This window comes from Methylobacterium sp. Leaf117 (assembly GCF_001422985.1).
Taxonomy (GTDB): Bacteria; Pseudomonadota; Alphaproteobacteria; order Rhizobiales; family Beijerinckiaceae; genus Methylobacterium.
Genome location: NZ_LMNL01000040.1, coordinates 52,911 through 77,782 on the forward strand (window position 1 = coordinate 52,911; position 24,872 = coordinate 77,782).

Here is a 24,872-nt window from a genome sequence, read left to right on the forward strand (position 1 = left end):
ATGTGCGCTTGATAGCGAAGGGTGAGGGTCGGCTCCCCACCCATCTCAGACGGTGCATGATCCAGAAAGGTGCATCGGCCAAACTACCCCAGAATATTATGGTTCTTCCGCTTCCAAGCGGTCTCAATCCGACGGGTGTCCGCTTGGCGATTGTCTAGTTATGCTCAGCGAACGTGTGTGTCGGAAATCGCCCTTTCGTCCCCGTTATCCGCCTGCTGATTGTCGAGCTTGCGCAACTCAGTTGCGATGTCTTGGAGACTGACGTCGCCCTTGCGCAGGACGCGGTCAGCCTTCGACAGTCGATTGCGCTCCTCAGCGGTGACGTCCCGGGCGCTCAAGACCACCACAGGCACATCGGCGCAACCCGGCAATCCTCTCAGGCGGTCGAGGAAGGAGAACCCATCCATGACCGGCATGGTAAGGTCTAGGAGGACGAGGCGCGGCACCCCGTGCCTGACCTGATCGAGCGCCTCGCAACCATCGCCGGCCTCGCGGACGGTCCATCCGTTGCGTTCCAGCGCTGTTCGAACGCGGTGGCGCATGTCCGCGTCGTCGTCGACAACCAGGACGTCGCCGTCCGCCGCCCGGAACTGCTCCAGGACCGTCCGAAGGCGCGCCCAGTCCACCGGCTTCGGCACGGCCTCGATGGCTCCGAGCGAGGCACTGAGCGTCGCATCGGCTACGAAGCTCACCATGACCACCGGGATGCCGACGGTCTCAGGGTCTGCCTTCAGAGCGGCGAGCACCGACCAGCCATCCATCTCGGGCATCATCACGTCGAGGAGGATGGCACGGGGCTTGAGGAACCGGGCCAAGTCAAGGCCGGTGCGGCCGTCTCCAGCCGTGCGCACGGAGAAACGCTGGCGCTCAAGAAACCGGGTCATCAGCTCACGCTGCGACGCCTCATCGTCGATGACAAGCACTAGGGCATCCAGGCGTTCGCCGTTCTCCGGTACGGCTTCGAGCCCAACATCGACCGGCCGGTCCGATGCCGCTGCCGGCACGCGCATGGTGAAGCTCGTTCCCTCACCCTCGACACTCGTCACGGAAATGTCGCCGCCGAGCAGCTGGGCGAAGGCGCGGCTCAATGCCAGCCCGAGGCCGGTCCCGCCGTAGTTGCGCGTGGTGCTCTCGTCGGCCTGCGTGAAGCGCTCGAACAGGCGCCCGACCTGCTCGGGGTTCATGCCGATACCGGTATCCCGCACCGTGAACAGGAGCCAGTCGCCGCGGGCGCCCGCGTCGCGTCGGGCCTGCAGGGTAATGGTACCACCCTCGGTGAACTTGGCGGCGTTCGAGAGGAGGTTGAACAGGCACTGGCGCAGCTTCACCGCATCCGTTCGGGCCTGACCTGCATTGTCGGAGACGTCGAGCACGAGGACGTTCCCCTTCTTACCCACGAGTGCTTCGACCGTGGCGGCTGCGTCCGCCACGAAGGCGGCGACATCGATGTCCTCGGGATAGAGCTCCATCTTCTCCGCCTCGACCTTCGACAGGTCGAGCACGTCGTTGATCAGCCCGAGGAGGTGCTGGGCATTCGACTTGATCTTGCCGAGATCTTTGAGGAGGCTTTCCTGACCCAGCTCCTCAGCCTCCTCCTCAAGCATCTCCGAGTAGCCGATCACGGCCGAAAGTGGCGTTCTGAGCTCATGGCTCATATTGGCGAGGAATCGGCTCTTGGCTCGGCTGTGCTCCTCAGCGGCGTCGCGAGCCTCCTTAAGCGCGCTCTCGAACGCGTGTCGCTCGGTAATGTCCTCGTGGACGCCGACCCACTCCCTCACAGTGCCGTCGGCGTCGCGCACCGGTACCGCCCTGGCGACGTAGCGGCGCCACCCCGCTTCGGCGGTGCGCACGCGATGCTCAACGGTATAGGGGGCCTCGTCCCTCAGCGCTTTGGTCCAGGTCGCGACCGTGGCAGCGACATCCTCGGGATGGATCGCCTCGGCCCAACCCGCGCCCATGTACCTCTCGGGCGTCTGCCCAGTTATGGTCGCCCATCCCGCCTGCTCCTCGACGAAGCGTCCGGTCGCGTCGGTGGTCCACATCACTCCGTTCACGGCTCGGACGGCCGAGCGGAAGCGCGCCTCGCTGACATGCAGGCGACGCTGCACCCCGCGCTGGTCGAGCGAGGACGCGATCATTGCCAGGAACAGGATGAGGAAGGTGACGCCCGCCACCGCCAGGGCGAGATCACGTTGCCCCGCCGCAAGGTTGGCTACATGAGCCGCATGGGCGCCTGGCTCCTGCGCGGTGAAGGTCGCCGCGGCCATCCCGGTGTAGTGCATCCCGGCGACAGCGAGCCCCATCACGCAGGCGGCGGCGAGCTTTTGCCAAGTCCGGTTGCGACGGAAGGTCAGCCACAGGGCGGCGGTCGCGGCGGTAACCGCGATAGCGACCGATACCGCCACCACGGCGGGGTCGTAGGCGAGATTGCCCGGTACACGCATCGCCGCCATGCCGGTGTAGTGCATCGCAGCCACGCCGATACCCATGAGTGGGCCTGCGACCAGCAACGAACCAGCGCCGGTTCCTCTGCTGGCGACCCAGGCGAAAGCCCCGGCGGTGACGCCCACCGCGAGCATCAGGGACAGGAGCGTCAGGCCCAGGTCGTAAGCGGCTGTCATGCCTATCTCGAAGGCCAGCATGCCGACGAAGTGCATCGACCAGATGCCGCCGCCCATCGCCACGGCCGCGCCGGCGCCCCAGGCCCACCGCGAACCTGCGCCAGGACGCCGGACGCGGGCCCCGAGGTCGAGGGCGGCATAGGATGCGAACACCGCGATGACGATGGAAAGCGCGACGAGGAGCGGGTTGTATCCGGTATGGGCCATGGGATGTCCGATGGGGGCACGGGTTCGGTAGCACCGAAAGGCAGCGGCCTTCGGGCAATCTTCCGGCAGGGGAGCTCAAGCTTCCGCGAGCCGTCGGCGGAATGGCCAGCCGACGATCAGGCCGCCGGCGAGACCGCCGAACGCAGCAGTGTGGTCAAGTCATCCAGACCGACCTGACCCTTCCTGAGGACTTTGTCGGCTCGTCCGCCCAAGCGCCGGCGGTCCTCGTCATCGACGTCCTTGGCGGTGAGCACGATGACCGGGATCGAACTCCATCCCGGTTTGGCCCGCAGGATGGTGAGGAAAGCGAAGCCATCCATCTCCGGCATCATCAGGTCGAGGAGGATGAGGCAGGGCCGCTCCGAAACGACCGCCGCCAGCCCGACTTTGCCATTCTCGGCCGTGACGATCCGCCAGCCGTCCCGGGAAAGCCGCGCCGACATCCGTTCGCGCGTGTCGGCATCGTCGTCGATGATGAGCAGCGGGCCTTCTTGGTCCCGGGGGCGGAAGCGATCCATCACCCCATGCAGCTCCTGCCAGTCCACCGGCTTCTGCAGGTAGTCGGTGGCACCGAGGGAAAAGGCCAGGTTCTGCTCGTCGAGCACCGTAACCATGACCACGGGGGTGTTGCCGAGTTCCGTATCCCGCCTGAGTGCGCGTAGAACCGACCAGCCGTCCATCTGCGGCATGGTCACGTCAAGCAGGATCACCCGGGGCCTCAGGGCCCGGGCCACCTCCAGACCTTCGCGCCCGTCGACCGCGGCGGCAACCTTGAACCCGTCGCGCTCCAGGAAGCGGGTCAGAAGATCGCGCGTCGCTGGATCATCGTCGACGACGAGGACGAGGCCGTGTTCCAAAGTGTCGACGGGAGCGGTCGGGTCGACGTTCCCGGTCCTGGACGGTTCCTCGTTCGACCCGACGATGCGCGTCGGGACCGAGATTGTGAAGGAGGTGCCTCGACCCTCCTCGCTATCGACGGCGATGTCGCCGCCCAACATGGACGCAAAGGCCCGGGTGATGGACAGCCCGAGCCCTGTGCCGCCGAACTTGCGCGTGGTCGAGGCATCCGCCTGGGTGAAGCGCTCGAACAGCCGCGCCTGCTGGTCCGAACTCATGCCGATGCCGGTGTCGCTGACCTGGAAGGTCAGCCAATCGACGCCGTCACGTTCGCCTCGTGCGGCCCTGAGGGTGATCTGTCCGCCTTCCGTGAACTTGGCGGCGTTGCTCAGGAGGTTGATGAGGCATTGACGCAGCTTGGTCACATCGGACCGCGCCTCGCCGAGGTCGTCGGAGAGGTCCAGGGTCAGGATATTGTCCTTTGCGGAAACAAGGGACTCCACTGTCGAGGTGACGTCGCGGATGACGGTGCCGACGGCGAAGTCCTCGACGTAGGTCTCCATCCGCTCTGCCTCGATCTTCGACAGATCGAGGACATCATTGATGAGGCCGAGGAGGTGGCGGGCGTTCGCCTCGATTTTGCGCATGTCGGGCAACAGGGCCTCGTGACCGCCGTCCTCCATCTCCTCCTGCAGCATCTCGGAATAGCCGATGACGGCCGAGAGCGGGGTACGCAGTTCGTGGCTCATGTTAGCGAGGAACTCGCTCTTGGCTCGGTTGGCCTCCTCGGCCGCTTCCTTTGCAGATGCGAGCTGGAGCTCGCCACGCTTACGCTCGTCGATGTCGGTCACGACGACGACGGCCCCGGCACGCCGTCCATCCGCATCGAGCATCTGCGCCGCCGAGAAACCAACCCAAGAGCGGGTTCCGTCGAAACCCTGGTACTCGACCTCCAGGTCCGCCCGTGGCTCGCCGCCGCGCGCCACGCGGTCGAGAGGCCATTCCTCGGGATCGACCTGGCGTCCGTCCGCATGGAAGCCGTTCCATGGCGCCGGCCCGTTAATGGATGGACCGGCGACGGCAGAGTCGCCGAGGATCGCCACGGCACGGGCGTTATGTCCGACGATGCGACCAGAGGGCGCCTCGGCGATGAGGACACCGACGGGCAGCGTCTCCATCACCGTACGCAGCGTCGCCTCGCCCGCGCGCATGCCTCGGCGCGCCTCGGCTTCGCCCGCTTCGGCCAAGCCGGCCGGGATGGTGCCGGCGAACAGGGTGGCGACGTGCAAATCAAGGCCGGTGAAGGCATCGAGCTGACTCGACTGCAGCTTCAGGACGCCGACGGCCTCGCCCGCGCGCAGGACAGGCACGCAGACGGCAGACCGCGCGCCGAGCGCTCCCACGAGATCCCGCCGGACGCGCGGGTCGACGAGGAGATCGGGGCACAGCACCGCCTTAGCGGTCGTCAGGCAATGGCCGGAAAGGCTTCCATCGATCGGGACGCGCAGGCCGACGTGGGGGTGGAGTGCGCCACGCGCCGAGCGGTAGACAAGGTCGTCGCCCTCGCGCAGCTCGATCACCGCGCCCTCGGCCTGGGGGATCGCGGCCATCACGCCCTCGACGAGGGCGTCAAGGATGACGTCGCGATCCCCGGCCGCCTGCGTCACGGCGGCCTGGGCGGCGATGAGGGCGTTCTGCTGGTCGATCAGGGCAGTCTGGCCCGAGAGGATGCGCTCGCGCTCGGCTACCGAGCGGCGGAGCTCCATCTGGGACATGACCTGCCCGGCTAGCGCCCGCAGAGCCGCCGCCTGGATGTCGGTAAGCCCATTGAGTCGGGGCTCCATGTCGATGACGCAGAGGCTGCCCAGGCGCTCCCCGCCGACCGCCTCTAAGGGCGCGCCGGCGTAGAAGCGCAGGTAAGGTTCACCCGTAACTAGAGGGTTCTCCCTGGTGCGAGGGTCCTTCGTCAGGTCGGGGATGACCAGGAGGTCGGGCTCCCCCAGGACGTGTGCGCAGACCGATTGGTTGAGAGGGGTCTCGCAGGATGTGAACCCGGACTTCGCCTTGAACCATTGCCGATCGCCTGCGACCAGACTGACGAGGGCAACCGGGGCGGCACAGGTCAGGCGCGCCAGATCGACGATATCGTCGAACCCCTTTTCAGGCGGTGTGTCGAGGATATTGTACTCCCGGAGCGCGTCCAGGCGATTGGGGTCGGCGACCTCGGAAGGTAGCTTCGTCAGTTCTGTCACGCGGGGCTCTCCGCCGAGGTACCTTGGGGCTCGCATGCGCGAGGCCGCGGACCGACGCGATGCGGATGGCCGGGGGCTTCCAACAATGCTTGGGCATCGTCCTGGTTGCTCAGACCTTTGACCGAGCGGTCCTGCGCCTCGGAGGGGTCCAACGGTGGTTGAGAAGAGCTCGGGATCCGAGGGGCAAAATCACCGACCGCTCAATGTGGTGCCAAATTCGGTTGGCAGTCGTGTGCGACAGCAAGGCTTTCGAGCAGCGTCATCAGGGGAGCAGGTCAACGCTGGACCCTTGGAACGGCGAGTTGTAGGCGTCCGACACCGATACAGGATTGCTACGCGAGGCGAGGTTGGCCATTTGGACGAGCTTGGAAGGATGGAACCGCTGACAATCTACCTCGACGTAGACGGGGTCGTAACAACGGTCGGCTATCAACGTCAGGCCGGCAAGGACAGGCTCAACCCGGACCAGATTGCTCGCGTTGCTGCGCTGGTGCGCGAGTTCGACGCCAAGGTGGTCGTCTCGTCGACATGGCGCGTCGACGATTGTCGCCCGACCCTGGTCGAGGCTGGCCTACCTGAGAACTGCTTTCACCCGGACTGGAGGACGGCCATCCTGCCAACAAGCCGAGATGCCGAGACGGGGGCCATGCTTCCCGCCGAGCAGTCCGGGCGCGGCGACGAGATCACCGAACACGCGAACCGGAATCACATCACCCACTACCTCATCCTCGACGACGTTGAGGTCGGCCCTTCTCATGCAGGTCGGCATGTTCGTCCGATGGCGGAGTTCGGCCTGGGCGAAGCAGAGGGCGTGTTGGCCCGAAGCCTGTTGGCAGGGATGTAGGACGCTCGGTGCCTGACAGGACGTGTTGGCTCGCTCCAGCCATCCGTCGATTTACGCTTCTTTAGGGATTGAATTTTCCAGAGCCGCAGGTCATCCCATGACAGTGGAGTGACACACGCGTCACGCTGCCCCCGACATCGACAGGGTCACCTCGACCGTCGCCGGACATCCCCGTCCGGTCCCGCCTCGGCGCCGCAAAACTGTTGCTGCCGGGTGTGCGTCGCGTCGGATCGTTGATCGGCAGGAAGGAGTGGCTGCGATGTTCGGGTTCAAGACTCGGGAGAAGACGACCGGTCGCTCGCTTGCCGCCTTGGGCATTGTCGAACTGTCAGCGGCCAACACCTATGCCGCTCTCATCGCCACCGGTTGGGCCGAGATCGGTTTCGGCTACCATGGTACCGTCCATGCCCATTCGGATTACCCGGACGTCGTCGTGCGCTTCGCGCGCAAGGCCGACGGGTTCGGCGACTATGCAGCCCTGCTTCGCAAGGGCTTCGCAGGGTCGGACGGACCGCACGCGCCGCGCATTCACGACATGCATGTCAGCCGCTGTGGCTCGCTGATCACCGTTGGATCGCGGCTGACCGACCCCGTGCGGGATGTCTGGTGGCTGGCCTATGCCCACGCCGTCATCGCGGATCATCCAGGTGTCGAGATGGACCAAGGTGTCCGCGACCGGTTCAAGGCGGAGTGGCCAGCCCACGAGCCCAGGATCGATCATCCGAGCTTCGATGGCATCCGCGAGGCGTTCAGTGCCGCGTGGCCCAACTACGAGACATATGTCGCCGCCTTGCGAGCCGTCGCGCCACAGGGCCTCGACCCCAACGTCGGCAATGTCCTCCTTGGTGTCGACGGTAGCCCCGTGGTCAACGATCCGCTCTGCGATGACGGCTTTGGCCTGTGGCGCTCGCCTCTATCGCGCATGCTGACACGTTGTGCAGACATCCTCCGTCGGCAGACGGGCGAGCCCCTCGGCAGGACGCCCGTTCACGCCTGAGTGGAGAGTGGCAAGGGCTCCCCTGAACGTCGCTGACGAGCACGCTGCCTCGTTGCCTGCCTGGAGAACCTACAGTGCCGCCTTACTATAGCCCAACGACTTAGACCGATGGCGTCCCACAGCTTCGCGCTTCTCCACGCCATTGCCCTCCTTTAGTCAATAACAGTGCTAACGCTCAAGCTACAGCGCGTGTTGAGCGCTTCCGTACCAGAGCACGATTAGTTCATCCAGGCCATCAGCATCGGCGCTCCCGCGTCGGCTCGGGAACAGGCTTGGCGCCATCGTTTGTGCGCGGGACGAGATTCTATCGTCACTCCAGAGCTTCTGCTCTGAATCATTTACAGGCAAGATGTACAACGGCTCAGGCGTCGACTTTTGGCAATGTTGCTGATCAGCTTGTATGGCAACGTTGGGTCGGGACCCGTGCGTCCGCTCTACGACCGGCTCGGGTGGATGTTGGACGGTCCGCTTTATCCACCTTGATTTGAAAAACGACAATATTTTTCGTAATTTAGCCGAATAAATTGTACGTAATTCATCAAAGTGTCAAAGAGTCAGATATAGGTAACAAATAGATAAATCTACAACTTTGCAGCGGTCTCAGAAGAGATCGGAATGGCTCGGCGACCAAACGCCCGATTCATTTTGTGACACAATCAAGAATTGGGAAACGTCATGGCCTCGACTGCTGGTCCGATCAAGAACGTCGTTGTCATGATCGCCGATGGCGCCGGCTTCAACACCTTGGAGGCCACGCGGCTCTACCTACAGGGCCTTGCAGAGGGTGACGCACGAGCCGGTGCCGCCGGCAAGGTTTTGATCGCCGATGGTCCGACCTTCACGGCCACAGCGCAATCCGTGTTCCCGCTCGACAACCGGACAGCACCTCTCCCCGGCGAGGCAGGTTTGGCCCAGAACCCCGCCGTAGTCTACGATCCGGCTAAGATCTATGACTTCACCCCCGTTTCCGGCCTTGATCCGAACGGCCAGCCCCGCGCCTTTGCGGGCTACGAGTTCAACCGCAACACTTATCCGGACTCGGGCAACACTGCGACCTCGATCGCCACCGGTGACAAGACCTACAACAACGCTATCGACGTGGATGGCGCCGGTGAGCGCTTGTTCTCCATCGCAGAGCAGGCAAAGGAACTCGGCAAGGCCACAGGCGTCGTCACCACGGTTCAGTTCAGTGACGCGACCCCGGCAGCGACGGGCGGCGCCCACAACATCGCGCGATCGAACGCCAATCAGATCGCCCAGGAGATGTTCAGCGCCGGGACCCTCGACGTCATCGGGGGAACCGGCAACCCAGATTTTGATGACAACGGGCGCGTGCGCACGTCGCCGGACAACACGTGGATCGGTGCCGACCTCTGGAACGCCTTGAAGGCAGACAGCTTCCAGTCTCAGGACGGGCAAAGTTGGAACCTGCTGCAAGATCGCGCCTCCATCCAGGCTGCGGCGACTGGTACGCCGACCACCGAACGTCTGGCGATGATCACGCAGGCGTTCACCTCCAGCAACTTCAACCGCTCAGGCGCTGCCGCCCCCAACACGGCTGAGGTGCCGTTCAGCGTTCCCCGGCTCGAAAGCTCGCCGACCCTGTCCGAGTTGTCGCTGGCGGCTTTGAACAGGCTGAACACCGATCCCGATGGCCTCTATCTCATGATTGAGGGTGGTGCGGTCGACCGGGCCATGCACGCGAACAACCTGGGCCGTATGGTCGAGGAGTACATCGACTTCAACAACGCGGTGAAGAGTGTCGTTGACTACATCAACTCGCCCACCAGCCGTGCAACCCTTGAAGACACGCTTCTCATCGTTACGGCCGACCACGATCACTTGCTGTTCGGACCCGAGGGCGCGACCATCCCCTATCAGCCGGTGCAGCCGGACCGGAATGGCGACGGACTGCCAGAAGGCTTGTTCTTCTCCACCAACCACTCGAACCAGATCATCCCGCTCTACGCAGCAGGTGCAGGCTCGACCCTTCTTCCTCAGCTTGCCGATCAGCGCGATGTCGCTACCAACGCGGCGGGCCAGCAGATTGGCAGTGGACGTGCCTTCACGGATGAGGCCGAACTCGGCGACTTCCTGCTGGCGCAGAGCCGCCTCAACGCCACCGGAACCACCACGGGCGCCGACAACCTCGTCGGCAGCGATGTCGGTGACACACTGGATGGGCTAGCTGGCAACGACATTATCGACGGTCGTGGCGGCGACGACATCCTGGCCGGCGGTGCGGGTAACGACGCCATCAATGGCGGCCTTGGCAACGACCGGATCACGGGGGGAGCAGGCAACGACACGGTCTTTCTCAACGCATCCACGGACGAAGCCGACACCGTCGATCTTGGCGCTGGTTCGGATGTCGCTAACATTTCTCTTAGCACGCCCGGTCAGATCCGTCTGAGTTTCACCTCCGCTCAAGTTGGCAATGGCAACGCCAACGACAGCAATGACATGCTCAATCAGGACGGCGGCTTGGCCGTTCGTTTGCAAGCGGAGGGTGCAAACGACACCCTGACAGGTCTGGTGAGCCGCTTCGACGATGAGGGTACGACCTTCGCCGGCAGCACCGGCGTCACCTTCGATGTGCGGGACCTCGTTGCAGGAACCCAGCGTGGCGACTTGTTCGAGGTCGTCTCGCTCGGAACATCAGGTAACGACACCCTGACCGCCACGCAGGCAGCCCGGCCTTACTACTTCAACGCCGGCATGGGCGACGACATCATCGTCGGTGGCACCGCCAACGACTTTCTAGTCGGCGGCGCTGGCAACGACATGCTGGCTGGCAGCGGCGGTAACGACACTTTCATCGGCGGCGCTGGCAACGACGTCATCAACGGTGGCTCTGGCCTCGATCGTGTGATCTTCAACTTCGCCTCAAGCACCGCGACGGTCGGACTGTCCGCGAGCGGAGTCACGACAATCACCGGCTCCGAAGGAACCGATGCTTTCCGAGGTGTCGAGCAGTTCACCTTCAGCGACCGCACCCTTGATAATGCGGATGCCAGCCCCCTCGTCGATGATGTGTTCTATCTGCTGAGCAACAAGGACGTGCTGGCCTCCGGAAAAGACGCGGACGATCACTACGCTGAATTTGGTGCCAAGGAGGGGCGCGATCCGAACGCCTACTTCTCGACTAAGGGCTACCTCGCGGCTAACCCAGACGTTGCCACCTCTGGCGCTAATCCGCTGACCCAGTACGCTCAGGCTGGCTGGAAGGAGGGACGCGATCCGGGCGCCAACTTCGACAACGAGTTCTACCTCGCGCGTAACCCGGATGTACAAGCGGCCTGCTTCAATCCGTTGGCCCACTATCTTGAATTCGGCCAGTCGGAAGGTCGTTCGACCTTTGCGGCTGTCGGACGCGCGGTCGACATCAAGGGCGGCTTCGACGCCGAGTACTACCTTGTCGCCAACACCGACGTGGCCGTTGCGGCCTCACAGGCGGGTGGTGACACCTTCGCTTTCGCCCGTCAGCACTTCGACAGCTTGGGCTGGAAGGAGGGGCGTGATCCGAACGCGATCTTCGACACCAAGGGCTACCTCGCCGCCTACACCGACGTAGCCCAGGCTGGTGCCAACCCCCTGGCGCATTATGACGGGTTCGGTTTCAAGGAAGGCCGTGATCCGTCGACCGACTTCGATACCTCGGCTTACATCCGGGCCAACCCGGATGTGGCGCAGGCTGGTGTCAACCCAATGCAGCACTTCTTACAGTTCGGCCTCGTTGAGAACCGTGCTGTCCTAAATGATGGGACCTTCGGCTCTGGCTTGATTGGCTGAGTTTAGAAAAACATTGAGAAAGATGGCCGGGGGATAACCCCGGCTGTTTTCGTTTGAACTATCGCCTTCATGAGCCCGCCTTTGAGTGATCTTTGAAGGCGTTTACGCGACGGATGCAGCCTTAGGCCCTGCCACGCTGGTTCCGCAAGCAGCGCTTCACGCCTGCAAGGTCCGGGGCGTGTCATTGACGAACCCCGGCATTCGGGAACGTATGACGCGTGGCAAGGGCGCTGGCATATTTGCCTCATGAGCGATAAGACTAGTACCTCCCCATACACCCTTAAGGTCACGCCGAATCCGCGAGCCGAGGGAACTTGGCAGTTAGCTATCCGCAAGCATGGCAAGCTCGTCATGCGATCCGATCGTCCACGGCCATCTGAGGTAAAGGCACAAGCGCAAGGCACGGAAACGATCGAGAAGCTGCTCCATGATCGAGATGAGGGGCGCTACTGAAGTGGTCTACCTCCTGAAAGGTGGGCCTCCCTGAAGTATGATGGTGTGGAACGACCCTGCTTACGGCAGCGCTGATCTGGGTCTTGATTCTGGATCAGTTTTCTAACGCAGAAGAACCGTACATGTATCAGATCCACGTCGTCTGCATCGATTTGTCCAATCAGATATTCCAGGTGCGCGCGATCACCTCGGAAGGCAATTTTTCTATAAAACAGCAGTCACGCCGCTCGCAGGTACTGACGCTCTTCTTTAAAGTGTCATCCAGCCTCGTCGGGATGAAAGCATGCGGCGGTGCTCACTTTCGGGCGGGTGCGCGCGTCACGTCGATGCGTCTCTCCACTCCGACGTGACGCGCGTACCCTCAGACCCTGGATCGGACATCTAGGCAGAAAGTCTCAGGATCACGGCCGACGACCCGAAAATGTGGGCCAGGGTGACAAGGACGGATCCGGTATGGAGGATGCCGAAACGCGTGCGATTGCCCGTGTCGGTCGCCACATTGATAGCCGGCATGAGGATCTGGCGCGCGAGCAGTGCCGTGACGGCGATGAGTCCTAAGATGACGGTAGAGGTCACGTCGATGGCGGCTGTCAGCGCGGCGCCACAGAGAGCGCACCCAATGACGAAGATGTAGAAATGGGGGAAGGCGCGGCGCAGGAGTGGACCCGCCGCGTCGGCAGGTAGAGCGCTGAACAGGAAGGAGGCAAACCCGAATGAGTACAGAATCATGCCGCCAAACAGGAGGGCCGTCAAAAGAATAGCCGCTTGCAAGAGCATCGTGACCGAACCTTAATAGTTTTGCATAAATTCAAAGAACGCTTCCAATTTTCCTTGCTTCCACCGTTTCGGTTTCTAGCGGAGCAGGAAAGCTCCGGTATTGCGAAAGCGAGCCGCAGGGATGACTGGAGTCTTAGATCGACTTCTCCGAAGATTGCTTCGCGCAGGCCATGAACACGTCCGCGACGCGCAGATCGGCATGGGGTGCCATTCCTGCCGCGTCATCCAGGCAGGACACCACATCCTTGCGAGAAGCACCTCCATCGGCTTTCTCCAACTGCTTCAAAAGGCGGTTTCGGTCCGCGCTTGAGGCTGCATTCCAGTCACGCAATGTGTCTTGCGGGTCCAAGGCGAGGGCTGGAGTCACAAACGTCGCCAGCATCAAAATCAAGAGCGAGCGGAGCGGGACCTTCCAGGCGCTGCGACCAACGCGATCCGCATTCATTTGAGTCTGCCTCATGCGATTGCCTCGGGGGTCTGGAGGACGACCGATCGTGCAAATTGACGCCATCGGTCTTCACGAACACCCACCGTTCGCAAGGCGTGACTCGTAGTGGTGCTTTTGGTTTAGCCAGCCAGAATTCAGGGTGCGTCTGATCTATCTGTGACGCCGAACTGCTTTGACGATGCGCCTTTCTACCGCACGCCTTGGTTCTGTGATCGCCGCTGCACTGGTCAGGATTTGCGGCGCGTGGACGTCAGGGGCTCTGGTCTTGAGCATGCCAACCACATCGCGACGGGACATGATGTGTTGGCCGGCATCCTGGAGCAGGTGCGCAAAGCTTCGGTCACTGCAGGATCGACTTCGTTCGGGGTGCGCCGTTGTTCCTGCCTAGTCTTTGCGGTCCTGCGATTACCATAATATGGCACTGCCGCCATCCGTAGCCTGACGCGGACTGGAATGCGGCTGGGTCGACAATTGCTTGCTCCTCGGCACGCGAACGCCAACCGGGTGCCGAAGCACCCGAAGACAAACTAGCCAGCCCTCTGCTGAGGAAACCAGTTTCCGTGAAAGCCAGGCGGGATCCGGTGCCCGAGGTGGACCGCGGCGATAGGCGCCGCCTCGAACGCATGAGCGTCGAGGATGATGAAGTCGGTCGAGTCGCTCACCGTGTCGATGACGAGCCCGACGAGCCAGCCCTCGTCTTCGCTAGCCTCCGGCCTCGCGGGGACAAACACGAACTCTCCCGGGACGCGGTCGGGACCGAACTCGTGCACGCGCCGCTCCCCCGTCGTCAGGTCGTGCTTGTAGAGTTGCGTCGCACCAATGAGTTGGGTGTTGCCGTCTGCCGGGACTGAGCCCGTGTAGACGTAGCGGTGTAATTGCCCGAAGCGTCGCTCGTCGATCCGGGGAAACTCCTGTGCCGCGGGATCGATCACCTGCCGCTCGACCCGTTCCGTCGCCGGGTCGGCGATCCAGCGCTCCAATTGGCCCGGCGTGTCGAGACCGCCAGCGGCCGAGGCGAACACACTCTCGTAGGCTACGACGTCGAGGACCACGCGCCCATCAGCGTCGTCGTAGGCGTTGGCAACGTGGAAGGCGAAGCACGGATCGACGGCGCACCAGACTATGTCGGCGGCCGTGCCGTACCGCGGCAGCAGGCCGACGCGGGCACGGTGGGCGGGATTCCAGCGGAACGGGAAGCGGTGACCAGCCAGCACTGCCCGCATCGAAAAGGTGACGGGCAGGTCCAGCACCACGACGAAGCGCATCGTGATCGCGCAATCGTGGATGCAGGGGCCGTGCTCGACCGGAATCGCTACATCACGCACGACCCGGCCCGTGGGCGAGATGACGACGTGGCGCACGCTGTCCCAGACGCGGCCGTCATAGGCGATGGCATGTGTCTCACTGGTCGCCGGGTCGCGATGCGGATGTCCAGTGAAGGAGCCAGCGAGGGTGTCATCGAACGTGTCGTAGCGCTGCGTCTCCAAATCCTCGGACAGCGCGACGGGGAAACTGCCGGCCTCGACCACGGCCAAGGTGCGGCCGCCGATCGCGACGACGTTGGTGTTAACAGTGTCGTCGCCGCGGCGCGGCCCAGGGGCAGCGGGCCGGCCGAGCGCTGAGGACGCCGCACGCGAACCGATCCAGCGGTTGCGGTACCACAAGGCTTTTCCGTCCTCGATGCAGAGACCGTGCACCATGCCGTCGCCCAGGAACCAGTCGTGGCCGCGCGTTGTCGGGCAGGCAGGGTTGGCGCCCATCTTGAGGTAGCGGCCGTCGAGCCCCACCGGGATCGTTCCAGTCACGCGCAGATCCCGCAGGGTCAGCTCCTCGCGCATTGGCGCATGGACGCCAACCACAAAGGGGTGCTGCGTTCCTGGCAGGCGCAGCCGATTACAGGCCGCCACCAGCGCGACAATGCCCTCGGCGGTGGCATGCAGGCTGGACGCGATCAAGTTCGGCATCGGGCGCTGGCTCGGGGCGATCGGAGGGAGAGCGAGGGCCCTCGTAATCGAGGCGCCCCGATTCGCCGGGCAAGGGAGACATTTCTGTTCGCCTGAGAAGACTGGGCGATCTTATCGATAATGTATCCAATCGCGTCTGGCCACGTGACGAAATCGAATCGTTACGTCGACGGCTCGGTCAGCCAAACGCTTGGACGCCTCCTACAACCGGCTCAATGGCCGCTTTTGAGTTTGCCATCGACGAGCTTCTACGGCTTGGTTGGGTCGGGATCCGCCATTCCGCTCTACGACTGGACTGGGTGGAAAGCGGCGCAGGCCGCCCACGGGAGAACGCCTCCCCTTCGACGAAGGCATACCTCGGCTTATTTCCCTTCGGTCGATACTGACATTCCCGGCGGTCCTCCTCCAGCGGCCCGTTCAATTCAATCGGCGAGGGCTTTCCATCGTCCTTTCCGCGAGTGCCACACCAACCTTGAAAAGGGCTCGCCGAAGATCCGGCAAGGCTTCCTTTCCCCCATCCTTCTCAATCAGCGCATGGGCCATCAGGAGGTGATCCGCGACGAGGTCGAGCGCACAGCTCGGCGTGGTGCTCGCATGCGGCGAAGGGGGGACGAAGCGTTCGACGTTTCCGTAGGCAGCGATGATGTCCGTCGCACCCTCGGCGAGTGCCGTGATCGAGCCGAGGTAGCCGATGAAGCGGCCCCCCTCCATTCCGAACGAGGGCACGCCGCCGGCCCCGAACCACCTTGCCGTCCCATCCGGCTTGAGCAGGCGGCAGCGGAAGCTGAATTCGGCGGCCGCGACACGTGCGGCGTCGATCGTATCCGTCACAGTTTTGATGTCGTCCGGGTGAACGCATGCGGCCCAGCCCCGGCCGAGCGCGGCGGTTGGTTCCTGTCCGGTCAGCACCATCCATTCCCGGCTGATATGGATGCATTGCCCCTGGGCATCCGTCACGAAAATCATGCGTCATTCCCCGAAGCGGCGATCACATGATCTATCATCATAGGCAATACGAACGAGGTATCAATCGTCGTCGGTAAGACGTATACAATGTTTTTGCCGACAGAACAGGTCGGCCCTCGAAAGTTCAGATGGCCCATTTTGATGAAGGACCTCGAAGACTCTTGAGCAGGATTGCCGATGTCTTGGGGATGCCGATCGAACAATTCTACGATGATACTTTTTTCAAGGATCATGCCGACACCCGTGAGTGCCTTGAGCTTTGGCAACGAATAAGATCCGACTGCGCACGCGCGGATGTGCTGATGTACATGCGGAGCAAGGCCGAGATGGATCTTACCGAAGTCCAAACAGGGCCTTAGGCGGGCAATTGCGGATTGCTGCCAACGCGAATTCCATGGCCTGAAGAGGCACGGCTGATTTGATCGAGTGCCGGCTCAATCTTTCAGCTTAGAAATTTGGCACGTATTCGATCGGGATTAGGGATCGATTATGTCGCCGCTTGTATCTCTTCACAAATGCGTACGTTCTGGGGAAGTGGATCGTCCGATCCTGGAGTTCACGCCGAGGGACATCGCCTTGTTGCGACCTGCCAATGAGGCCGAGCGGCTTGCCGCCCTGCACGAGCTCAACATCCTTGATACTGCACCGGAGACCCAGTTCGACGCGATCTGCCGTACGGCCCGGGTTCTGTTCGGAACGCCGATCGCGCTGATCTCACTTCTCGACGAAGATCGCCAGTGGTTCAAGGCGCGCTGCGGCCTGAGCGACGACGGGACGTCCCGGGACGTCGCGTTCTGCAACCACACCATCCAGGGCGACGGGATCCTTATCGTCGAGGACGCGCGGAACGATGCCCGCTTCACTTCGAACCCCTTGGTCACCGGGGCACCGGGCATCCGCTTCTATGCCGGCGCACCGTTGATCCTGAGGTCGGGCATCCGGGTCGGATCGCTCTGCATCATCGACACGGAACCGCGGCGCTTCACCACCGAGCAGGCCGACCAGCTTCGCGACCTCGCCGAGGTCGTGACTGCGAACCTGCGGGTCTACCAGGATCGGACCGAGCATCGCCGCGTGGCTGCGACGCTGGCGGATACCGACGGTGCCTTGCGCAACGCAGAGTCGCGGTACGCCTCGCTCGCCGACGCGCTGCCGCAGATGGTCTGGACGGTCTCGCCCGCAGACCGAATTACCGCCTACAGGAACGCGAGCTTCCGTGCCTACTATGGTGAGACAGGCGAACCCGTCGGGCGGCGCCTCAGTCGCAACCATCCGGACGACGTCGACCGCATGTCGTGCGCCTGGGAGGCGGGCGTTGCGATGAGGCAGGGTTTCGAGCTCGAAGGGCGCCTCAGGCGCCATGACGGGGACTACCGCTGGCACCGGATCGTCATGAGCCCGCTCCTGCGCGGCGGGGAGGTGGTCGAATGGCTCGGGACGGCGCTCGACATCGACCACATCATCGCGGCGCAAAACCAGCTGAGGGAGACCGGCGACCTTCTACGACTGGCCCAGGAGGCGGCCGAGGCGGGCATCTGGGAGTGGGACATGCGCACCGACGTCGTACGCCTATCGCCGATGAGCGCCCGGATGCACAACCTTCCGGTACCGGACGGACAGGATGCGTTGGAAATCCCGCTGGCGGATTGGAAGGCCCAGGTCCATCCCGAAGACCTGCCCGGGGTTTGGACCGAGGTGAAGCGAGCCATTGCGGACCGCTCGACCTACAGCTGCGAGTTTCGCATCGCCAACCCGGCGGTCCCGTCCGAACCGCGATGGATGCAGTCGTTTGGACGAATGCTCGACGATGAGGCCGGCGAGCCGGCCCGCTGCGTCGGCCTCCAGATCGACATCACGGATCGTAAAGCCTCCGAGGCCCGCATCGCCTATGTGGCGAGCCACGACGACCTCACCGGCCTGCCCAATCGGGTGGTCTTCCACGCGAGCCTGGAACGTTTGCTGGGCGATCTTGGGAACCGTCATGGACGGGCCGCGCTTCTTTGCCTTGACCTCGACCGCTTCAAGACCGTCAACGACACCCTCGGACACCATGCCGGCGACGGATTGCTAAGGGTCGTTGCCGACCGGCTGAGGGGCGCAGTGGGGGTCGAAGACGTCATCGCCCGCCTGGGCGGGGACGAGTTCGCGATCATCCTGCGGGGCCCCACCGGACTTGAGTCTGCGCGGACCCTTGCGCAGGCGGTCATCGACGCCATCGGTCAACCGATCCATCTCGGCAGCCAGGTGGTGACCATCGGCGCGAGTGTCGGGATTGCGCTTGCACCGGAGCATGGGCGGGAGGTGGACATCCTGCATCGCCATGCAGACCTCGCCCTGTACCGCGCCAAGGCTGCCGGCCGGAACAGCTTCCAAGTCTACACAGCAGGAATGGACGAGGCCTTGGAGACCCGGAACAAGCTCGAATTCGATATGCATCTAGCGCATCGCAAGGAGGAGTTCCGGCTTCATTACCAACCCGTCGTCGGCATGGCGGACGGACAGGTCCGCGGCTTCGAAGCTCTGATGCGCTGGCCGCATCCGACCCGCGGGATGGTCTCGCCGGCGGAGTTCATCCCGATTGCGGAGGAGACCGGTTTGGTGGTCCCTCTAGGGGCCTGGGCCCTGGAGGAGGCATGCTGCTTCGCCGCGTCCTGGCCGATCGAAGCTCGCATCGCCGTCAACGTCTCGGCGGTCCAGTTCCAGCAGCCTGGCCTCGAAGCGGCCGTGAGGCACGCGCTCGCCCTCTCCGGGCTTGCAGCCGACAGGCTTGAGCTGGAGATCACAGAGAGCTTGATGATCCAGGACAGCGAGGCGGTCGTCGCCTGCCTTCACCGGCTTCGGACCATCGGCGTACGCATCGCGCTGGACGATTTCGGGACGGGGTACTCCAGTCTGAGTTACCTCCGGCGGTTTCCCTTCGACAAGATCAAGATCGACCGGTCGTTCGTCCGCGAGATCGACGACCCCGATGCGCAGGTGATCGTTCGTGCCGTGGTCAGCATCGGCGAGCGGCTCGGAACCGCCATCACCGCCGAGGGGGTCGAGACGGAGGATCAGCTCGCCCTCGTACGCCAGACGGGATGCACGGAGGTCCAAGGATTCCTCTTCGGCAAGCCGATGCCGCCTGAGCAAGCCCTGCAATTCATGCAGGAGCAAACGCCGCGGAAGGCGGCCTGAGGCCGTAGCGACATGGCAATGTCCTGGGTCCCTGGACGCCGGGCAAACCCTGCATGGGGCACCGCGTACCCAAATGTCGTTCCACCCGGCTTTAATGCGTCCGAGTAGGGGGTGTTCCTCGCGCTTTGGTCAGCTTGTTCGGCCGCAAGCCTGTTCCAAGCTTGGCTGGATGCATCGAGGAGCGCGGCGTAGTGGGAGACGAGGGGATGGGGAAGACATCGCTTCAAAAGCTGGGATCATAACCGCTCATCCGGCTCCAACCCGTACGACCCGGGATATTCGAAGCCCCGGGAAAGTTCGACGGACGCCGGGAATGCCACCCACATTTCCGGCGTCACGGTTATTACGCGGCCTTGGCGGTGACCTTATCGTAGGTTCCCGTCGCGATCTGGTCGTCGAGCTGCGCCTTGAAGTCCGTGATCCTGAGAACCTGGACGGGATTGCCTGCCTCGTCGAGGAACTCGTACAGCGCGTCTTCAATGTTGCGGTTGCTGAAGAAGACGATGGCGTCCTCGTCCCCGCCACCCTCAAGATGCGGCTCGCCATTCGCGGAGCCGGATACATAGCTGCCAGTCAGACGGGTCTCCTTATGGGTGCCATCCGGGCGATAGAACCGGAGCTCGCCCTGCATTACGAGCGTCACGTAGGGACTCTTGTGACGATGCAGCATCACCTTTTGGTTTGCCGCGAACTTGAAGACGACGTCGACGATGCGGTTCTCCTCGTCGACCTTGTAGACGAAGAAGGCGATGTGCGGCAGCCAGTCGAGCGTCCGCCACGTGATATTGCTCTCGTCAAACATGGGTCTGGGCATTCGGTTTCCTTCCGTCCCACCTCCGGCCGCTCACGGACAGCGCACGGCTTTCCGCCGCATCGGATGGTTTGACCCAAGAGCAACGTCCCCCACGGGGAATCGATGCGACCGTCGTTTCGGGCCGGTCTCCATGGTCCCTGAACGGGCTCTCGTATTTATTCGCCGTGGTGTGCGAACGATACTGCATCCGGCCGGCATACTCATCGCTCTCGGCGTGAAGCAGCATCCGCGAACCGACGTTACGCGTCCCACACCATCAGGATCAACGCTGTGCAGGCTCTGCAGCCTTGAGGCTGAGAATGTAGTCGATGATAGCATCCATCTCGTCCCGGTCGAGCCTCACGCTCGGCATGGTTCGATGGTGGCTTTGCAGCAGGATGTTCAGGGACATGCCGGTCGTCGAAGGCATCGCGGCCAGGGCCGAGAACGCAGGACCGATATATCCACCTTCCTGTAAACCGCCGCCGACGACGTGGCATCCACCGCAGTTCTCTGCCACCAAGGTCCAGCCCCGGATGCGGTGGTTCTTGACTGGCTCCGCCATTGCGGGCTGGGCAATGGCAAGCGACAGAACGGCGACGATACCCAAACCCCATCCCTGAACCACGGTTCCGGTCATGGCTTCCTCGCTGGAGCGCTGGAGTCGGTGGGAGACGTCATCGCGCATTGACCTCGGCGATGATGCAGCCAGGGTCGACTAGGTCGCCTGCGGGCGCCATGATCGATACGTTGCCATCTGCGCACGAAACGATGTCGTGCAGCGCCTCACCGATGCGCACGGCCGCCACGGCCTCGCCGACGCGTACCCTGGCCCCGTCCTCAACGAGCCAACGCTCCAGGATGCCCTCGGGCAGCATGCCCGTGGACCACAGATCCTCGGATACGCGAACGTCGGTCATCGTTTCCTCCCATAGTCCATCGTTCCGGCTTCCCGGCGTCGAAGAGCGGTGAAGCCATTGAGGCCATCGCCTGAATGCGTGCCTTGATCTGGATCACAGTCGGGCCTGGATCGGGCCTTGATCACGTCGGGGTATCTCGGGCAGGCGGGCCTCTGCCGTGAAGACGACGCCGTCCGGCCGATAGTCGATCTCCGCGCGACCCTGGAGTTCGTCTGCCAGGGCCCGCTCGATCATGCGCGATCCGAAGCCACGGCGTGTCGGCGCGCTGACCGGAGGACCATCGGATTCCTGCCACGTCAGACGCAGCATCGGGGGATGCGAACCGCTGAGGATATCCCAGTCGAGGAGGATGCGGCCGATCTCATTCGTCAGCGCGCCGTACTTCACTGCGTTTGTCGCAAGCTCGTGGAAGGCCATGGAGAAGGCCAGCGTTAGCCGGGGCGTCAGCATGACCTCCGGTCCCCTGATCCTGATGCGGTGTTCGCCTTCGGCTCGGAACGGGGCCAAGGCGGTCGTTGCAACCTGTGTCAGGGTCGCTCCGTCCCAGCTCTCGCGGGTGAGCACGTCGCTCGCAGTGGCAAGGGAATGGATGCGGCCTTGGATGATGTCCCGGGTCTCGTCATGGCTCAGGTTCGCCCTGAGGGTCTGGACGACGATGGCTTGGACAGTGGCCAGGGTGTTCTTGACGCGGTGATTGAGCTCGTTGGAAAGCAGCGTACGATGCGCCTCGGAGATCTTGCGTTCCGTCACGTCGAGGGCGATGCCGGCCAACCGTAGCGGAACGCCGTCGTCGTCATAGAATGGCTTGCCGCGGATCTTGAACCACCGAACCGTTCCGGCCGGGGTGTTGATACGGTACTCGATGTCGTAGTCGCCATGTCCGGCGATGCAGGCGGCGACACTGTCGTCATGCCGGGTCCGGTCATCTTCGTGGATCCGGCCCACGTATTCGGCGTGACTTATTGGGTCGTTCGGGTCTCGCCCGAGCGCGATCTTGAAGGTCTCAGATGCGACGAAGCCCATGTCGGCGAGTTCCAGGGTCCACGAACCCAACCGTCCGGCCTGAAGCACGAACCGCAGGCGTTCCTCGCTCTCGGTCAGGTCGCGGGTCCGACGCTCGACCTCACGCTCCAGCGCCTTCCTGTCGGTCACCAGAAGGTCGAGGCGGGCCTTCTCCGACGTGGCGTCGGACTGGGAGCCGACCCAGAACGCCAGGGTCTCGCCCTGGAACACCGGGGACACGAAGAGCCTGTTCCAGAACATGCTTCCGTCCTTGCGGCGATTGGCGAGCCGAGCCTCGACCGGGACGCCACCCTCGATGGCTTCGCGCACGCGAATGATCTCGGTTTGGTCCGTATCCGCCTCCTGCAGGAAGCGGCAGTTCCGACCCAAGACCTCTTCGCGGGGGAAGCCTGTCAGGACGCAGAAGGCGTCGTTGGCGAAGACGATGGGGTTATCGGCCTGGAGGGGGTCGGTGATCACCATCGCCATTTGCGAGGCGCGGACCGCGGCAGCGAACGGGTCGACGCCGTCAACCTTACGTGCCAGTTCGGCAACGATGCGGTCATGCTCGCGAAGCACACCCATGCCTGACAGGCCAAGCACACCCTCGATGGCATAGGCAGATGGCGTGCCGTACTCGTCTGTAGCGGGTGGTCCCCTCGCCAAGGAAAAGCCAGAGGGTGGGTCGACGAGCGAGCCGGGGGTCATCCGATTTCCGGCGGGGCGCCGGACGGGATGCCGAGAGGTTCGTTGGAGGGAAGCATCTCGTCCGGGCCGTAGTCAGGTACGCCGCGCGGCTCGGGCAAAGGGTTGTGGTCGGGCTGCGGCGGGTGCGCCGGCGACGGATCGGGAAACGTCGGATTGGGCTGCTCGGGAGACATCGGGTTGGCCATGGATGGGTCCGCATGGGAGGTGGAAGGGAAACCGGCATTCGGCGGCATCAGCCCACAAAGTGCCAGGCCGCCTCTGTTTGGGTCCGGATCTCCGACGCCATGCCATCTGGGCGTACGGCAAGTTCCTCGATCCGGGCTCTGTCGGAATGGTCGATGGCGAGGTCCCGCTCCTTGACGGCGGCCGCGTGCTCGCCTTTCGCAAGATGCCTGGCGGAGTGCCGGTAATGGGCCGCGGCCCGGTCGTGCTGGTGCGCGGCTTCCTCGCAAGACCGGGCCATCATGGTCGTCGTCATCGGTGTTCTCCTTCAGGGATAGAGTCGGAAGCGGCGTCCGACCGATGTCACCCGCGAAGCTGGGTCTGCGCCATGTCGCGCTCCCATGTGGTCCGGGCCGCCTCGCGCGCGGCCTTTGCGGCGTTCGATGCGGCCGTCGCGGCCCTGACAATGGCGGCCCGCGCCCCCGACGCGGCCCGCCGGACGGATGCCACGTTCGAGCTGACCGAGGCCTCGGCGGCATCCTTGGACTTCCGCATCGCCGCCTGCGTCGCCTCAACGGACTTCCGCGCCGAATCCGTCGCTCTCAGCATTGAGGCGTTGGCCGCGACCCCTGCCGCCCGGTTGGCGGCAGCGATCTTGGTCTCTGCGCGTGTAGCGGCCTCCGCGGCGTCGGTGGCGAGCTTCCCGATCATGTCGGCGGACCGCTTCGGGCCTTCCTTCACCGCCGTCTTCGACGCCTGCAGAGCAAGACGGGTTGCCTCAAACGCCGCATCCGCTGCCTGGCTTGCCTCGCGTCCCGCCTCCCGCATCGTCGCGGTCGCATCCCCGGGAGGTGGCACCGGCGACTGCGCCTGGGCGGCATTGATCATCGACAGAGTGAGGAGCGTCGCCGTCATTGCCGTCAGCGTTCTCATGGTCAAATCCATTCATGGGTTCCAGGATGCCAAGCGTCCGAAGACTGTTCGCTTGGCTAGCCCGTGGGTTTGACGGGTCCGTCACCTCGATACTTTGTCCTGGATCAAGGCCGACGGTGGGATGTCCGTGCTTGACCGAGGACCCCATTCCGAAGCCTCAAGGTACGGAGCACCACCATGAACCTGGCCAGCATCATGGTCTCCGTCGATCTCGGCGCGGCCGCAGCGGATCGGGTCCAACTCGCGACCAGCCTCGCCAAGCGGTTCGAGTCCCGGCTTATCGGCGTGGCCTCACGGCAGGCGTACCCGCCATCCGGGAGCCGCGACATCCTCTCGGCCGTCCGGGTATCGGACGTCGAGAGGGCGCAGGCTAACCGGGACCTGGAGCAAGCCAGGCTGCTCTTCGAGCGTAGCACTGAGGGCTTTGGCCGGGCCTCCTGGCGGTCCGACCTGGCGCACCCGCCACGCTACCTGATGCAACAGGCAAGGGCCGCCGACGTGGTCGTGGTAGGGAGGTGGGGGGTCGAAGATCCTGATCCTAGCTCCCTCGTCGTCCTACCCGGTCCTTTCGTCGTGGAGGCCGGCCGCCCTGTCCTCGTCGCCCCGCCCGGCATCGAGGAGCTCCGGATCGGTCGGGTCGTCATCGCCTGGAAGGATGGCCTTGAGGCCCGACGGGCCGTACTGCACAGCCTGCCGTTCCTGGAACGGGCTGACACCGTCCACGTCGTCGCCGTGAGCTCCGAGCCGGATGACGGCGGATCGCAGGATGTCGCAGAATACCTCGCGCGCCACGGGGCGGCCGTCACCACCCACCTGCTGCGCGGGGACGACCTCATTGCCGCCGAAGCGATCCTTGGGTTCGTTGACCGCGAGGGTGCGGACCTACTGGTGATGGGCGCCTACGGCCACTCCCGGCTCCAGGAGTGGGTCTTCGGCGGCGTCACCCGGGACATCCTGCGGAATACGCCAGTCTGCTGCCTGATGAGCAACTGACCGCTTCTGAACCCATGCATTGATGC

20 protein-coding genes are annotated in these 24,872 nt (G+C 63.7%); 6 read left to right on the plus strand and 14 right to left on the minus strand.

Annotated elements, in window-relative coordinates; genetic code table 11:
* Positions 1-164: 164 nt before the first annotated feature.
* Together ASF57_RS23865 and ASF57_RS25270 are read right to left on the minus strand one after the other, a co-directional pair.
* On the minus strand, positions 165-2,828 hold the full coding sequence (locus ASF57_RS23865; protein ID WP_056488514.1) for an MHYT domain-containing protein: 2,664 nt from the start codon (positions 2,826-2,828) through the stop codon (positions 165-167).
* A 116-nt stretch (positions 2,829-2,944) separates the two neighbouring features.
* Positions 2,945-5,917 (minus strand): response regulator, encoded by a 2,973-nt coding sequence (locus ASF57_RS25270; protein ID WP_162241332.1) that lies wholly within the window; start codon positions 5,915-5,917, stop codon positions 2,945-2,947.
* Positions 5,918-6,290: 373 nt separating this feature from the next.
* On the opposite strand from ASF57_RS25270, the gene ASF57_RS23880 reads away from it, so the two are divergent.
* From ASF57_RS23880 to ASF57_RS23895, 4 genes are all read left to right on the plus strand, one after another.
* Positions 6,291-6,761, plus strand: a complete 471-nt coding sequence (locus ASF57_RS23880) for an HAD domain-containing protein (protein ID WP_156376323.1) — start codon at positions 6,291-6,293, stop codon at positions 6,759-6,761.
* 259 nt (positions 6,762-7,020) lie between these two features.
* The gene (locus tag ASF57_RS23885) at positions 7,021-7,758 is read left to right on the plus strand and encodes a hypothetical protein (protein ID WP_056187228.1); all 738 of its coding nucleotides are present in this window, start codon (positions 7,021-7,023) and stop codon (positions 7,756-7,758) included.
* Positions 7,759-8,433: 675 nt separating this feature from the next.
* Entirely contained in the window at positions 8,434-11,550 is a 3,117-nt protein-coding gene (locus ASF57_RS23890; RefSeq protein WP_056488523.1) for an alkaline phosphatase, read from the plus strand.
* 575 nt (positions 11,551-12,125) lie between these two features.
* Entirely contained in the window at positions 12,126-12,353 is a 228-nt protein-coding gene (locus tag ASF57_RS23895; protein WP_156376324.1) for a hypothetical protein, read from the plus strand.
* 31 nt (positions 12,354-12,384) lie between these two features.
* Here the strand turns inward: ASF57_RS23895 and ASF57_RS23900 are convergent, their stop codons facing one another.
* The 5 genes from ASF57_RS23900 to ASF57_RS26140 all read right to left on the minus strand — a co-directional run bounded on the left by ASF57_RS23900 (position 12,385) and on the right by ASF57_RS26140 (position 16,424).
* Positions 12,385-12,780 carry a DUF4149 domain-containing protein gene (locus ASF57_RS23900; protein WP_056187238.1) on the minus strand — a complete coding sequence of 132 codons (396 nt, stop codon included), beginning with the start codon at positions 12,778-12,780 and terminating at the stop codon, positions 12,385-12,387.
* Between the two features lie 133 nt (positions 12,781-12,913).
* Positions 12,914-13,240 (minus strand): hypothetical protein, encoded by a 327-nt coding sequence (locus tag ASF57_RS23905; RefSeq protein WP_056488531.1) that lies wholly within the window; start codon positions 13,238-13,240, stop codon positions 12,914-12,916.
* Positions 13,241-13,755: 515 nt separating this feature from the next.
* On the minus strand, positions 13,756-15,192 hold the full coding sequence (locus tag ASF57_RS23910) for a carotenoid oxygenase family protein (RefSeq protein ID WP_056488534.1): 1,437 nt from the start codon (positions 15,190-15,192) through the stop codon (positions 13,756-13,758).
* Between the two features lie 417 nt (positions 15,193-15,609).
* Positions 15,610-16,158 (minus strand): PAS domain-containing protein, encoded by a 549-nt coding sequence (locus tag ASF57_RS23915; protein ID WP_056488539.1) that lies wholly within the window; start codon positions 16,156-16,158, stop codon positions 15,610-15,612.
* On the minus strand, positions 16,155-16,424 hold the full coding sequence (locus tag ASF57_RS26140; RefSeq protein ID WP_156376325.1) for a hypothetical protein: 270 nt from the start codon (positions 16,422-16,424) through the stop codon (positions 16,155-16,157). The genes ASF57_RS23915 and ASF57_RS26140 overlap by 4 nt, the downstream gene beginning before the upstream one ends.
* A 313-nt stretch (positions 16,425-16,737) precedes the next feature.
* Between ASF57_RS26140 and ASF57_RS23925 the strand changes: the two genes are divergently transcribed.
* Entirely contained in the window at positions 16,738-19,335 is a 2,598-nt protein-coding gene (locus ASF57_RS23925) for an EAL domain-containing protein (RefSeq protein WP_162241598.1), read from the plus strand.
* A gap of 343 nt (positions 19,336-19,678) precedes the next feature.
* On the opposite strand, the gene ASF57_RS23930 is transcribed toward ASF57_RS23925, so the two are convergent.
* From ASF57_RS23930 to ASF57_RS23960, 7 genes are all read right to left on the minus strand, one after another.
* On the minus strand, positions 19,679-20,149 hold the full coding sequence (locus ASF57_RS23930; RefSeq protein ID WP_056488548.1) for a hypothetical protein: 471 nt from the start codon (positions 20,147-20,149) through the stop codon (positions 19,679-19,681).
* Positions 20,150-20,411: 262 nt separating this feature from the next.
* Complete coding sequence (locus ASF57_RS23935) at positions 20,412-20,816, minus strand: c-type cytochrome (RefSeq protein ID WP_244477103.1); 405 nt, start codon at positions 20,814-20,816, stop codon at positions 20,412-20,414.
* Complete coding sequence (locus ASF57_RS23940; protein ID WP_056488551.1) at positions 20,806-21,048, minus strand: biotin/lipoyl-containing protein; 243 nt, start codon at positions 21,046-21,048, stop codon at positions 20,806-20,808. Before ASF57_RS23940 ends, ASF57_RS23935 begins: the two co-directional genes overlap by 11 nt.
* Positions 21,049-21,141: 93 nt before the next feature.
* On the minus strand, positions 21,142-22,758 hold the full coding sequence (locus ASF57_RS23945; RefSeq protein WP_348528161.1) for an HWE histidine kinase domain-containing protein: 1,617 nt from the start codon (positions 22,756-22,758) through the stop codon (positions 21,142-21,144).
* Positions 22,755-22,943 carry a hypothetical protein gene (locus tag ASF57_RS23950; RefSeq protein ID WP_056488558.1) on the minus strand — a complete coding sequence of 63 codons (189 nt, stop codon included), beginning with the start codon at positions 22,941-22,943 and terminating at the stop codon, positions 22,755-22,757. Before ASF57_RS23950 ends, ASF57_RS23945 begins: the two co-directional genes overlap by 4 nt.
* 47 nt (positions 22,944-22,990) lie before the next feature.
* On the minus strand, positions 22,991-23,236 hold the full coding sequence (locus ASF57_RS23955; RefSeq protein ID WP_056488561.1) for a hypothetical protein: 246 nt from the start codon (positions 23,234-23,236) through the stop codon (positions 22,991-22,993).
* Positions 23,237-23,283: 47 nt separating this feature from the next.
* A complete protein-coding gene (locus ASF57_RS23960) occupies positions 23,284-23,853 on the minus strand; it encodes a hypothetical protein (RefSeq protein ID WP_156376326.1) in 570 nt (189 codons plus the stop codon).
* A gap of 177 nt (positions 23,854-24,030) precedes the next feature.
* Here ASF57_RS23960 and ASF57_RS23965 point away from each other — a divergent pair, with 177 nt between their 5' ends.
* Entirely contained in the window at positions 24,031-24,846 is an 816-nt protein-coding gene (locus tag ASF57_RS23965) for a universal stress protein (RefSeq protein ID WP_056488568.1), read from the plus strand.
* The last annotated feature ends 26 nt before the right edge of the window (positions 24,847-24,872 follow it).

Coding starts and splice junctions, on each gene's coding strand:
- ASF57_RS23865 (WP_056488514.1), bottom strand. CDS start 2,828: ATGGCCCATACCGGATACAACCCGCTCCTCGTCGCGCTTTCCATCGTC.
- ASF57_RS23880 (WP_156376323.1), top strand. CDS start 6,291: ATGGAACCGCTGACAATCTACCTCGACGTAGACGGGGTCGTAACAACG.
- ASF57_RS23885 (WP_056187228.1), top strand. CDS start 7,021: ATGTTCGGGTTCAAGACTCGGGAGAAGACGACCGGTCGCTCGCTTGCC.
- ASF57_RS23890 (WP_056488523.1), top strand. CDS start 8,434: ATGGCCTCGACTGCTGGTCCGATCAAGAACGTCGTTGTCATGATCGCC.
- ASF57_RS23895 (WP_156376324.1), top strand. CDS start 12,126: ATGTATCAGATCCACGTCGTCTGCATCGATTTGTCCAATCAGATATTC.
- ASF57_RS23900 (WP_056187238.1), bottom strand. CDS start 12,780: ATGCTCTTGCAAGCGGCTATTCTTTTGACGGCCCTCCTGTTTGGCGGC.
- ASF57_RS23905 (WP_056488531.1), bottom strand. CDS start 13,240: ATGAGGCAGACTCAAATGAATGCGGATCGCGTTGGTCGCAGCGCCTGG.
- ASF57_RS23910 (WP_056488534.1), bottom strand. CDS start 15,192: ATGCCGAACTTGATCGCGTCCAGCCTGCATGCCACCGCCGAGGGCATT.
- ASF57_RS23915 (WP_056488539.1), bottom strand. CDS start 16,158: ATGATTTTCGTGACGGATGCCCAGGGGCAATGCATCCATATCAGCCGG.
- ASF57_RS23930 (WP_056488548.1), bottom strand. CDS start 20,149: ATGCCCAGACCCATGTTTGACGAGAGCAATATCACGTGGCGGACGCTC.
- ASF57_RS23935 (WP_244477103.1), bottom strand. CDS start 20,816: ATGCGCGATGACGTCTCCCACCGACTCCAGCGCTCCAGCGAGGAAGCC.
- ASF57_RS23940 (WP_056488551.1), bottom strand. CDS start 21,048: ATGACCGACGTTCGCGTATCCGAGGATCTGTGGTCCACGGGCATGCTG.
- ASF57_RS23945 (WP_348528161.1), bottom strand. CDS start 22,758: ATGACCCCCGGCTCGCTCGTCGACCCACCCTCTGGCTTTTCCTTGGCG.
- ASF57_RS23950 (WP_056488558.1), bottom strand. CDS start 22,943: ATGGCCAACCCGATGTCTCCCGAGCAGCCCAATCCGACGTTTCCCGAT.
- ASF57_RS23955 (WP_056488561.1), bottom strand. CDS start 23,236: ATGACGACGACCATGATGGCCCGGTCTTGCGAGGAAGCCGCGCACCAG.
- ASF57_RS23960 (WP_156376326.1), bottom strand. CDS start 23,853: ATGAGAACGCTGACGGCAATGACGGCGACGCTCCTCACTCTGTCGATG.
- ASF57_RS23965 (WP_056488568.1), top strand. CDS start 24,031: ATGAACCTGGCCAGCATCATGGTCTCCGTCGATCTCGGCGCGGCCGCA.